The 11597-nt window shown below is 50.5% G+C and carries 10 protein-coding genes; all 10 read left to right on the top strand.

Features of this window, described 5'->3' with window-relative positions:
* Positions 1–8 precede the first annotated feature (8 nt).
* The 10 genes from ACTJJS_RS21265 to ACTJJS_RS21220 all read left to right on the top strand — a co-directional run bounded on the left by ACTJJS_RS21265 (position 9) and on the right by ACTJJS_RS21220 (position 11595).
* Positions 9–272: a phosphopantetheine-binding protein gene (locus ACTJJS_RS21265; RefSeq protein ID WP_078667218.1), complete on the top strand. Its 264-nt coding sequence runs from the start codon at positions 9–11 to the stop codon at positions 270–272.
* Positions 269–1462 (top strand): beta-ketoacyl-[acyl-carrier-protein] synthase family protein, encoded by a 1194-nt coding sequence (locus ACTJJS_RS21260; protein ID WP_440665160.1) that lies wholly within the window; start codon positions 269–271, stop codon positions 1460–1462. Before ACTJJS_RS21265 ends, ACTJJS_RS21260 begins: the two co-directional genes overlap by 4 nt.
* A 15-nt stretch (positions 1463–1477) precedes the next feature.
* On the top strand, positions 1478–2548 hold the full coding sequence (locus tag ACTJJS_RS21255) for a beta-ketoacyl synthase N-terminal-like domain-containing protein (protein ID WP_440665159.1): 1071 nt from the start codon (positions 1478–1480) through the stop codon (positions 2546–2548).
* Positions 2538–3317, top strand: a complete 780-nt coding sequence (locus ACTJJS_RS21250; RefSeq protein ID WP_168871979.1) for a polysaccharide deacetylase family protein — start codon at positions 2538–2540, stop codon at positions 3315–3317. Before ACTJJS_RS21255 ends, ACTJJS_RS21250 begins: the two co-directional genes overlap by 11 nt.
* Positions 3310–3942 (top strand): outer membrane lipoprotein carrier protein LolA, encoded by a 633-nt coding sequence (locus ACTJJS_RS21245; RefSeq protein WP_440665158.1) that lies wholly within the window; start codon positions 3310–3312, stop codon positions 3940–3942. The genes ACTJJS_RS21250 and ACTJJS_RS21245 overlap by 8 nt, the downstream gene beginning before the upstream one ends.
* Complete coding sequence (locus tag ACTJJS_RS21240) at positions 3905–4540, top strand: hypothetical protein (protein ID WP_440665157.1); 636 nt, start codon at positions 3905–3907, stop codon at positions 4538–4540. The genes ACTJJS_RS21245 and ACTJJS_RS21240 overlap by 38 nt, the downstream gene beginning before the upstream one ends.
* 52 nt (positions 4541–4592) lie before the next feature.
* Positions 4593–4955, top strand: coding sequence for a 3-hydroxyacyl-ACP dehydratase (locus ACTJJS_RS21235; protein ID WP_440665155.1), 363 nt, complete (start codon positions 4593–4595; stop codon positions 4953–4955).
* Positions 4956–6140, top strand: a complete 1185-nt coding sequence (locus tag ACTJJS_RS21230; protein ID WP_440665154.1) for a DUF2062 domain-containing protein — start codon at positions 4956–4958, stop codon at positions 6138–6140.
* 75 nt (positions 6141–6215) lie between these two features.
* Positions 6216–10091, top strand: coding sequence for a 1-acyl-sn-glycerol-3-phosphate acyltransferase (locus tag ACTJJS_RS21225; protein WP_440665153.1), 3876 nt, complete (start codon positions 6216–6218; stop codon positions 10089–10091).
* On the top strand, positions 10078–11595 hold the full coding sequence (locus tag ACTJJS_RS21220; RefSeq protein WP_440665152.1) for a phytoene desaturase family protein: 1518 nt from the start codon (positions 10078–10080) through the stop codon (positions 11593–11595). The genes ACTJJS_RS21225 and ACTJJS_RS21220 overlap by 14 nt, the downstream gene beginning before the upstream one ends.
* The last annotated feature ends 2 nt before the right edge of the window (positions 11596–11597 follow it).

Raw genomic sequence — 11597 nt, 5'->3', positions numbered from 1 at the left:
ACATCGTAATGGAACAGCTGATGGCAGATCTGAAAAAACAGATCATCGAACAATTGAATTTGCAGGAAGTAACACCGGAAAGCATCGGCAACGATGAACCGTTGTTTAAAGAAGGGCTGGGTCTCGATTCTATCGATGCGCTGGAACTGATCGTATTGCTGCAACAGCACTATAACATCCGTATCGCCAATCCTGAACAGGGGCCGGAGATTTTTTACTCTATCCGTTCCATGGCGGAATTTATTGTAGCTCAACAAACAGCCAAAGCATGAGTGAAAAGGTGTGGATAGCGGGTGGCGGCGTCATCAGCGGCATAGGCCTGAACTTGCGTGAATGCCTGCGGGCTTTCCGTGAGATGGAACCGGGCATGGGTGCCATGAAATACCTGTCATCTGTGCACCGCCATACTTTCCCGGTAGCGGAGGTAAAAGCAGATAATGAGACGCTGGCGGATATGGCCGGGTTACCGGAAAATATCAGCCGTACCGCGCTGCTCAGCCTGATCGCCGCTAAGGAAGCGTGGCAATCGTCCGGACTGGACGATATCTCCCGCTACCGCGTCGGATTTGTGTCCGGCAACACGGTTGGCGGTATGGACAAAACGGAAGACTTTTTCGCGGAATATCTGGCAGACAACCGTAAAGGCCGTCTGCATCAGGTGATGCACCATGAATGTGGCAGCATCACCGAAATAGTGGCCGATGCCATGGGCATCCGGCATCATGTGTCTACCATCAGCACGGCATGCTCTTCCGGCGCCAACGCGCTGATGTACGGCTACCGTCTGATACGCAACAATATCGTGGACGTAGTGATTGCCGGCGGTACAGACGCGTTGACCCGTTTTACGCTCAACGGTTTTAATACCCTCATGATCCTCGACCAGCAGCCTTGCCGCCCTTTCGATGAAACCCGCACCGGGCTTAATCTGGGCGAAGGCGCCGGTTACGTGGTGCTGGTGTCCGACAGCCTGGCTGCGCAGCTGCAGCCCTGGTGCCGCCTCAGCGGTTTCGCCAATGCCAATGACGCCTACCACCAGACTGCCTCGTCGCCCGACGGCACCGGCAATTACCTGGCGATGAAAGGCGCGCTGGACATGAGCGGCCTGCAACCACAGCAGATAGGGTATATCAACCTACACGGTACAGGTACCGGCAACAACGATGTGTCTGAAGGCATTGCCATCAATCGCATCTTTGCACCGCATTTCCCGGCCATGAGCTCCACCAAATCATTCACAGGGCATACCCTGGGCGCCAGTGGCGGTATTGAAGCGGTATTATCGGCTGTTTCCGTGAAAGAAGGCATTATCTATCCTAACGCACGTTTTGAGCACCAGATGAAGGAACTGCCGTTTACACCGGCCACCACCTGGTCTGAAGGCAACGACCTTCGCCATGTGATGTCCAACTCCTTCGGTTTTGGTGGTAACTGTTCCAGCCTGGTTTTTTCCAGCTTTTAGTGATTAAATGAGAGTATGTTGACGATCTATATAAACGGCACCGGTTGTATTTCTCCGCAGGAAACGGCGGCGGGAGGACCTTTGCTGGCCGGTCTGCGCGAATACGAACAGGTAAGGCTGGCAACAGTAGACCCGGACTATAAACAGTGGATCGATGTAAAACAGATCCGCCGCATGAGCCGTGTGGTGAAAATGGGCGTGGGCGCGGCCAATCTCAGCCTGCAGACTGCCGGCATAACCCAGCCTGATGCCATCGTGACCGGTACTGCTTACGGTTGTCTCGACGACACCGGCGTGTTCCTGGCCAAAATGGTGAATCAACAGGAGGAAATGCTGACGCCGACTGCCTTTATCCAAAGCACACACAATACCGTAGGCGGACAGATAGCGCTGCTGCTGGGCTGCCACGGATATAACAACACCTTCGTGCACCGCGGCTTCTCTTTCGAAAATGCCCTGCTGGACACGGTGATGATGCTGCGCGAAGGCGGCGCGCAAAATATACTCGTCGGCGGACTGGATGAGCTCACCCAGCACAGCTATCAGATACTGTCCCGCTTCGGGCTGTATAAAAAAGAACCGGTGAAAACCATGGAACTGCTGAAAAGCCCTACCCGTGGCACTATCGCGGGAGAAGGCGCCGCTTTCTTCTCCCTCGGCACCAAGCCGGGAGAACGTACGGCGGCTGAACTGACCGGCATCAGCACGCTTTACAAACCCATGTGGGAAGGAGAGGTGATTGGCCATATCATGAAGTTCCTCGAAGACAACGGCTGCACACCCAACGATATTGACCTGCTGATTACCGGCAGAAACGGCGACATTGACCAGGACGACATCTATGAAGAAGTAGTGGAAGCATTGTTCCCCGAACATCCGGAAGCCAGCTTCAAACACCTCTGCGGTGAATACCCGACTGCAGCTGGTTTCGGCATGTGGCTGGCCAATGGCATCCTGGCAGACCAGGCAGTGCCGGAGGCAGCGATGTTCTATGGTAAAGCACCCGGCAGCATTAAAAAAATATTATTGTATAACCATCATCAGGGCACCCATCACTCCCTGATTTTGCTCTCTCATGTTGAATAACAGGACCGCAAATATCATCCTTCTCACAGGCGTGGCCGTAGTGCTGGGCATCAGATTGTCCGGCCTGTACCCCCTATCGCTCTGGTGGCTGGTATTGCCGCTGCTGTTGTTACTGCCTTTTTATATCAGGGGCGCAATGAACATCCGCTCGGATTTCTTCATCAAAACCATCTGTGCCGCGCCCACTACTGAAAATGTGGTGGCGCTCTCCTTCGACGACGGACCGGAAGAGACGCATACGCCGCAGATCCTCGATATCCTCGATGAACACCAGGTGAAAGCCGCTTTTTTCTGCATCGGGAAAAATATCGAAGGCAATGCCCACTTACTGCAACGTATACACGCAGAAGGTCATGTAATCGGTAACCATACCTATTCGCATGATTTCTGGTTTGATATGTATACCAGCAGTACCATGGGAAAAGACATGGAAAAGATGGACACCGTGACCATCAACGCCACAGGATTGCAACCGCGCCTGTTCCGCCCGCCATATGGGGTCACCAATCCCAACCTGGCAAGGGCCATCAGAAAAAACAATTATCTGCCCGTGGGCTGGAGCATCCGCTCTATGGACACCATGGCCACAGATGAAAATAAATTGTTGCAGAAAATCATGTCGGAACTGCATCCCGGTGCGGTCATCCTGTTGCATGACACTTGCAGCATCACTGCCAGTATCCTGCCCCGGCTGATCAGCGCCATCAAAGCGGAAGGGTACCGGTTGGAAAGAATGGATAAAATGTTAAAAGTGCCAGCTTATGTGTAAATGGATAATGATATGCATGATTTCACTGCTGTCGTTGCAACTGCAGGCGCAGTCAGGTTTTAAACCGGTCGCCGACCTGTCGGCCGTAAAAAAGGAGTTCGCCAGGGCCGCCCAGCAGACGCAGAGCATTCAGTGCGATTTTGTGCAGGAGAAAAACCTGAGCATGCTCTCCGATAAAATCATTTCGAAAGGGAAATTCTGGTTCAAGCGGGAGAATAAAGTCCGCATGGAATACCAGCAGCCTTCTTACTACCTGCTGGTCATGAATGGAAAAGACATCCGTATCAAAGACGCCCAGAAAGAAAGTAAAGTATCCGGCAAAAACAACAAACTGTTTGAACAGATCAATAAAATAACGGTGGACTGTGTACGCGGCACCGTGCTGGACAATACAGATTTTACCACCAAAGCATACGAAAACGCACAGAGCTACCGCCTGGAGATGGTGCCTGTGAACAAGGCCATGGCCGGTTATTTCAAGATGATCACCCTGGTGGTGGACAAAAAAGATTTTACAGTGTCGGGCATCACCATGGCAGAACCATCCGGTGATGATACGAACATCAGCTTTTTACATAAACAAGTGAATGCGAATATTCCGGATGCGGTATTTGTGGTTAAATAGCGTACTGTCAGTCGCCTTGCTGACTGGATGCACCTCCGTGTATAAAGGATTGCAACGTACCGAAGGCAATGTGGACTGCATACGACAGTTCAGCCCTGCTTTCGATGCCACGCTGTACAGTACACAGGTCAATATCCTGAAACATCACCTGAGCGGACTGTTGTTTTTTAAGCAGATGCCCGATAGCAGCCTCCGGGTGGTATTTGCCAACGAAATGGGATTTAAGTTTTTTGATTTCGAATTTGATAAGCAGGGAAAATTTACGAAACATTACCTGTTGCCCAAGATGGACAAGAAGGCAGTCGTGACCACGCTGCGCCGGGATTTTGAACTGGTGCTCCTGCGGCCGGACCTTCGTCAGGCGCATGTGGCAACGGATAACCGGTACCGTTATACCGTAGTGCCCACCGCCAAAGGCAATAACTACTATATCACGGATAGCGCCTGCACGCAACTGGTGCGTATCGAAAAATCTTCCGAACGCAAACCTGTTGTGAAAGTATGGATGGAGCATTATACACAGGGTACGCCGGACACCATCCGTATTGTGCATCAGAACTTCCGGTTCAATATTTCGCTACAAAAAACACATAGATAATTACGGATTGGTCAAAGCGAAGACAGAAATATTTAAATATCAAAATATCAAAATGCTGAAAGGAAACTTTTACAATATAAGGAACGTCACAAATGAAGAAGGCCAGGTAACGCTCACACTGGAACTGAATGCGGCGCATCCTATTTTCGGTGGCCATTTTCCGGAGCAACCGGTCGTGCCCGGCGTATGTATGATGCAGATCGTTACCGAAACGCTGGAAGACGCCGTACAGCAAAAAGTACTGCTACAGAAAGCCGGTCTGATGAAGTTCCTGAACATGATAGACCCGGTACAGCAGCCATTGGTGGATGTAAGCCTGACTTACAAGGCAGAAGAGAACGGAGGATGGAAAGTGAATGCCACCCTGAAAAGGGATGCCACCACATTTATGAAATTTCAGGGAGTATTTAAATAAGTGACAGCCAGTAACACACATAACGAACATTTTGAGCGTCATCGTGCGGCGGTGCTCATTCCAACCTACAACAACGCTACAACGCTGGAAGAGGTGGTGAAAGGAGCGTTGTCCTACACCTCGCACGTGATTGTCGTGAATGACGGTGCTACCGACCATACCAGCACCATTCTTGAGAAATACCCCGCCATACATAAAGTGTCGTATAGCCCTAACCGTGGGAAAGGCATTGCCCTTCGCCGTGGTTTCGAATATGCGCTGGCACAGGGTTATGATTACGTGATCACCATGGATGCAGACGGACAGCATTTTGCCTCCGATCTGCCCGGCATGCTGGAAAAGATCAACACACATCCGGACACCCTGGTGATAGGCGCCCGTAACCTGAATGAAGAAAACATGCCTGGCAAAAACACTTTTGCCAACAAGTTCTCCAACTTCTGGTTTTATGTGGAAACAGGCCTGAAAGGGCCGGACACACAATCGGGATACCGGTTGTACCCGCTGCGCCGTATGGGCCGTACCCGCTGGTGGTGCTCCAAATATGAATTTGAAATAGAAGTACTGGTGCGCAGCGCATGGAAAGGCGTAAAGATAGACTGGACGCCGGTGAAGGTGTATTATCCGCCGGCAGACGAAAGGATATCCCACTTCCGCCCGTTCCTGGATTTTTCGCGCATCAGCGTATTAAATACCGTACTCGTACTGATTACTTTCCTGTATATCAAACCAAGGGACTTTTTTCTGTGGATGCTGAAAAAGGAGAACTGGAAAAAGATGTGGAAAGAAGAAATACTGAATGCCGAAGAGTCCAATGCGCGCAAAGCTGCGGCCATTGGCTTTGGCGTGTTCATGGGTATTGTGCCGATATGGGGTTTCCAGCTGCTGGTGGCTTTCCTGGTATCCGTTAAACTGAAGCTCAACAAAGCGCTGGTGTTCCTTGCCGCCCATGTGAGCACGCCGCCGTTAACCCCCTTTGTGATCTTTTTCAGCTTCCTGGCAGGAAAGGTATGGATGGGGAGATCAGCCAAAGATCTGTTGTTTGATAAACATTTTTCCATAGCCGCAGTAGGGGATAACCTGCTCCAGTACGTTTTCGGCGCCATTACACTGGCTATCGCCGCAGGACTGGCAGCATGGGCTATCAGTTATGCCTTACTGGCCATATTCAGAAAAAACAAATAAATACTTACGAATTATCTGTTACGTGTGGCTCCCCAATTCGTAATCAATAATTCGTAATTCGTAATTGATTTACATATGAGCAGTCTTTTCGTAGCGATCTATAATTTTTTTGACCGGCATAAGCTGGCGCTGTGGTGTTGTACCATCGTGAGCTTTGTGCTGGTTGGCTTTTTCGCGTCACGTATCAGGCTGGAAGAAGACATTACCAAAATACTGCCGCAGGACAGGAAGCTGGACAAGCTGCAACAGGTGTTCCAGGATTCCAAATTTGCGGACAAGCTGGTGGTGACACTGTCACAGAAAGACACTGCCAAAGTGCCGGCGCCGGACAGCCTTACCGCCTGCGCCGCCTCGCTGGTGGCCTCCGCAGGAAACCAGTTATCGCCTTATATCCGGCAGATACAAGGCCAGACGGAAGATGCGCAGGTAATGGGCATGATGGACCTCATCCAGAAAAACCTGCCTGTTTTCCTGGAACCTAACGACTATACGAAAATTGACAGCCTGCTGGCACCGGAGCAACTGCAACGTTCCCTGCAATATGATTACAATACGCTGATCTCTCCTGCCGGGCTGGTGCTGAAACGGGTGATACAGGCAGATCCGGTCGGTATTTCCTGGATAGGCATCAAAAAATTGCAGCACCTTCAGTACGATGATCATTTTGAGTTGTACGATAATTATGTGATGACGAAAGACCACCGTCATCTGATGATATTTATTACGCCGGCTAACCCTCCCGGTGCTACGAAAATCAACGCCAGGTTCCTGGCTGGGCTGGATAATATTAAAGACAGTCTGTCCCGCCAATATCCGGATGTGAGCATCAGCTATTTTGGCGGCACGGCCGTTTCCGCCGGCAACGCCACGCAGCTGCGGCAGGACACGCTGCTTACGCAGGGTATCACCATCGTGTTGCTGGTAGCGCTGATAGCGCTGTTTTTCCGGAAGAAACGTGCGCCGGTAGTGATCATGTTGCCGGTGATCTTCGGAGGACTGTTTTCCCTTGCCTGTATTTACCTGATCAAAGGACATATTGCCGTGATGGCGTTAGGCGCCGGCGCAGTGGTACTGGGCATTGCGGTCAACTATTCCCTGCATGTGTTCAACCATTATCGTCATACTGATGATATCCGCGAAGTGATTGCCGATCTGGCCACGCCCATGACGCTGGGCAGTTTCACCACTATCGGCGGTTTTCTCTGTTTACAGTTTTTAGGTTCGCCGATGCTGCGCGATGTGGGGCTGTTTGCCGCACTCAGCCTGGTAGGCGCCGCATTGTTCTCCCTGATATTTTTACCGCATTGGATTGTGCTGGGCAAAAAGAGCAGCAAACCGGCGGAGCATCACGATAACTGGCTGGACCGCTTTTCCGCGTTGAAACCGGAACGCAATAAATACCTGGTGGGCGCTATTTTCCTGCTGACGATCGTGTTTTTCTTTACGGCCCGTAATGTGTCTTTTGAAAGTGACATGATGAAGATGAATTTCATGTCGCCGGAACTGAAAGCAGCGGAAGCGCAGCTGAATAACATCAACGCCTATACGGCACAATCTGTGTACGTGGTGTCTGATGGTGATAACCTGGAATCTGCGCTGGAAAATACCGAGCAGTTGACACCCGCCATCAATAAACTACTGACGGATGGTACAGTGAAAAAATACGCCGGCGTGCAAACGCTGCTGTTGTCTGAGAAAGAACAACAGGCCCGTATTGAACGCTGGAAACACTACTGGACCCCGGAAAAACAGGCACAGCTGCTGTCCTGGCTCCGCAGTCATGGTGCTGAAGCTGGTTTTAGCGCCACGGCGTTCGATAAGTTTGCCGCGTTGCTGAATACGCCTTATCAGCCAATGGCAAAAGAAGACCTGGAGACTTTCCGTAAAGGCACCCTGGGTGATTTTATCATCGAAAAGAATGGCCGTACGTCTATTGTGACTCTGCTGAAAGTAGACCCGGCGCGTAAAAAAGAAGTGTACGCCGCCCTCGATCAGCACGCACATACGACCGTACTGGACAAACAATATGCAGCCAACCGCCTGGTGGAAGTAATCAGGGATGAATTCAACAGCATCGCCTGGATGACTTCCATGTTGGTGTTCCTGGCTTTGTTGCTCTCCTACGGCCGCATAGAACTGGCGTTGATCACCTTTATCCCCATGGCGCTCAGCTGGGTGTGGATATTGGGCATTATGGGCCTGTTCGGTATCAAGTTTAATATTGTCAACATCATCCTTTCCACATTTATTTTTGGTTTGGGAGATGACTACAGCATATTTATGATGGACGGACTGCTACAGGAATACAAAACCGGCAGGAAAACACTGTCCTCTTTCAAGTCTTCTATTTTCCTGTCGGCCATCACCACTATCCTGGGACTGGGCGTACTGATCTTCGCCAAGCATCCGTCGCTGAAATCTATTGCGCTGATCTCTATTATTGGTATCAGCACAGTGGTGTTGATTTCGCAGGTGATGATACCGGTACTGTTCAACTGGTTGATCACCAACCGTGTGAAGAAAGGATATGCTCCCTGGACTTTAAAGGGATGGGTGCTGTCCGTATTTTCATTCACTTACTTTACTACCGGCTGCCTGATCATGACGCTGCTGGGCAACATCCTGATCCGTCTGAACCCTGTCAACAAGGAAAAGGGTAAACTGCTGTACCACCGTATCCTGTCTGCCTATACGCATAGTGTGCTGTACATCATGACCAACGTGAAGAAACGCATTATCAATCCGGATAATGAGCAGTTGCAGAAACCGGCCGTGATCATCAGTAACCATCAGTCTTTCCTCGATATCCTGGTGTCTACCATGCTGCATCCCAAAGTAATTCTGCTCACGAATCAATGGGTATGGCGTTCGCCGGTATTTGGCGCCGTGGTGCGGCTGGCCGATTACTACCCGGTAGCCGATGGTGCGGAAGGGGCCATTGAAAAACTGAAAGCGCGTGTGGCCGAAGGGTATTCCATCGTAGTATATCCCGAAGGTACCCGCTCTCCTGACCCGGTGATCAAACGTTTCCACAAAGGCGCTTTTTACATCGCCGAACAGCTGGGGCTGGACATCCTGCCGATCGTTATCCACGGTACCGCCTATACGATGAGTAAAGGCGACTTCCTGCTGAAAGACGGTCATGTGACCGTGAAGTACCTGCCGCGTATTACCCCGGAGGACCAACGTTGGGGCGATAACTACAGCGCCCGTACGAAATCTATCAGCCGGTACTTTAAACACGAATACGAAAACCTGCGCCAGGAGATGGAAGTGCCTTCCTATTTCCGTGAACAGCTGAAATACAACTTTATCTATAAAGGGCCGGTGCTGGAATGGTACATGAAGGTAAAAACCAGCCTGGAACGTAACTATGAGCTGTTTCACCAGCTGCTGCCGAAAGAAGGCCGTATCCTGGACCTCGGCTGCGGATACGGTTTTATGAGTTATATGCTGGCGTATGCGGCACCTGGCCGTGAGATCACCGGTATCGACTATGATGAGGAAAAAATCATCACCGCCGCACATGGTTATGCCAAACCACAGAACCTGCAATTCATTCACGGTGATATTTCGGCCACACCGTTCGAGAAATATGATGCTTTCATTTTAAGTGATGTATTGCATTACCTGCAGCCTGATGAGCAGGAGCAGCTGTTGCAACAATGCATCGACCGGTTGTCGCCCGACGGCGTGATCGTGGTGAGGGATGGCGACGCCGACAAAGCCAAGCGGCACGAAGGCACAAGATTTACTGAATTTTTATCAACCCGGGTAATAGGATTTAATAAGACGAAGAACAAGGAACTATCCTTCTTTTCAGCTGCGCATGTACGCAGCCTGGTAGGCAAATATGGCGCAGTAGCAGAGGAAATTGACAATACCCGTTATACATCCAACGTAATATTTGTTATTAAAAAATCCCCCCAAAAAAATTATGCACAACTATGATGTGATCGTTATCGGCAGTGGTCTTGGCGGACTGGTATGTGGAGCCATCCTCAGCCGGAATGGTTATAAAGTACGCATATACGAAAAAAACCGCCAGCCAGGCGGTTGCCTGCAAACCTTTTCCCGCGATAAAGTCATCTTCGATTCAGGTGTCCATTACATCGGCGGATTGGGAGAAGGAGAGAACCTGTACAAAATTTTCTCGTATCTGGGCATTATGGACAAGCTGAAGCTGAAACGGATGGATGCAGATGGCTTCGATCATATCAACTTTGGCCCGGAAGATAAAGTATACCGGATCGCCCAGGGACGGGAGCATTTTATCCGTACCCTGGCTGCTGATTTTCCGGAAGAAACAGATGCGCTGCATGCCTATTGTGATAAGATCAGCGAAGTGTGCAGCAAGTTCCCGCTGTATAACCTGCGGCTCGGCGACTATGAAGAAAAACGCAGTGTGCTGCAGCTGAATGCCGCCAGCGTGATCGAAAGCATCACCGGGAACTACAGGTTGCAGCAGGTGTTGGCGGGCAATAACCTGTTATACGCAGGCGTGAAGAGCAAAACACCTTTTTACGTACATGCGTTGGTGTTAAACAGCTATATGCAGAGTTCCTGGAAATGTGTGGATGGCGGTTCGCAGATTGCCCGGCTGTTATGCAAATGCATCACGGAAAACGGTGGAGAGATCATCCGTAACACGGAGGTGCTGAAGATTGTTGGCCAGGGCGACAGGGTAGATCACCTGGTATTGGAGAACGGGAAAAAAGTGAACGGCGATTATTTTATTTCCAACCTGCATCCTGCGCAGACTACAGCCATCACCGAAAGCGACGCCATGCGGGGAGCCTACCGCAGCCGCATGCAGAACCTGGAGAATTCCACCGGTGCTTTTGTGCTGAATGTAGTACTGAAACCCGGCACCTTTCCTTACCTTAACCATAACTACTATCATCATGCCACGGACGATGCCTGGGCGGGAATAGACTGTACGCCGGACCAGTGGCCGCAGACCTATGCCATATACGTGTCTGCCAGCTCCCGGCATGAAACCTATGCTGACAGCCTTTCTGTAATGACGTATATGCATTACGATGAACTGACGCCGTGGCAGCATACTTTTAATACCGAACGGCGGGAAGCCAGCAGAGGCGCCGACTATGAAGCTTTTAAGGTACAAAAGGCAGAACAGCTCATCGCGGCGGTGGCGCAGAAATTTCCGGGTTTCCGTGACTGTGTGCAGTCGTATTATGTAGCCACACCGCTTTCTTACCGGGATTATATCGGTACCGGCGACGGTAGCATGTACGGCGTGTTGAAAGATAGTGAAGATCCGCTACGGACAATGGTTTCGGCCCGTACCCGGTTGTCTAATTTGTATCTTACCGGGCAAAACCTGAACTTGCATGGTATTTTAGGGGTGACCATGAGCAGTGTGATCACTTCAGCCGAACTACTGGGAATGGAATTTTTGGTAGAAGAAATTAATCAGTCAATACTTAAATAAAA

The organism is Chitinophaga sp. 22308 (assembly GCF_052045305.1).
GTDB classification, from domain to species: domain Bacteria; phylum Bacteroidota; class Bacteroidia; order Chitinophagales; family Chitinophagaceae; genus Chitinophaga; species Chitinophaga varians_A.
Note: the sequence above shows the minus strand (reverse complement) of the source record. Positions and strands in the feature narration are given on the sequence as shown.

What these genes read in the sequence shown, in the direction of transcription:
- ACTJJS_RS21265 (WP_078667218.1), top strand. Translation starts at nt 9, where the DNA reads ATGGAACAGCTGATGGCAGATCTGAAAAAACAGATCATCGAACAATTG.
- ACTJJS_RS21260 (WP_440665160.1), top strand. Translation starts at nt 269, where the DNA reads ATGAGTGAAAAGGTGTGGATAGCGGGTGGCGGCGTCATCAGCGGCATA.
- ACTJJS_RS21255 (WP_440665159.1), top strand. Translation starts at nt 1,478, where the DNA reads ATGTTGACGATCTATATAAACGGCACCGGTTGTATTTCTCCGCAGGAA.
- ACTJJS_RS21250 (WP_168871979.1), top strand. Translation starts at nt 2,538, where the DNA reads ATGTTGAATAACAGGACCGCAAATATCATCCTTCTCACAGGCGTGGCC.
- ACTJJS_RS21245 (WP_440665158.1), top strand. Translation starts at nt 3,310, where the DNA reads ATGTGTAAATGGATAATGATATGCATGATTTCACTGCTGTCGTTGCAA.
- ACTJJS_RS21240 (WP_440665157.1), top strand. Translation starts at nt 3,905, where the DNA reads ATGCGAATATTCCGGATGCGGTATTTGTGGTTAAATAGCGTACTGTCA.
- ACTJJS_RS21235 (WP_440665155.1), top strand. Translation starts at nt 4,593, where the DNA reads ATGCTGAAAGGAAACTTTTACAATATAAGGAACGTCACAAATGAAGAA.
- ACTJJS_RS21225 (WP_440665153.1), top strand. Translation starts at nt 6,216, where the DNA reads ATGAGCAGTCTTTTCGTAGCGATCTATAATTTTTTTGACCGGCATAAG.
- ACTJJS_RS21220 (WP_440665152.1), top strand. Translation starts at nt 10,078, where the DNA reads ATGCACAACTATGATGTGATCGTTATCGGCAGTGGTCTTGGCGGACTG.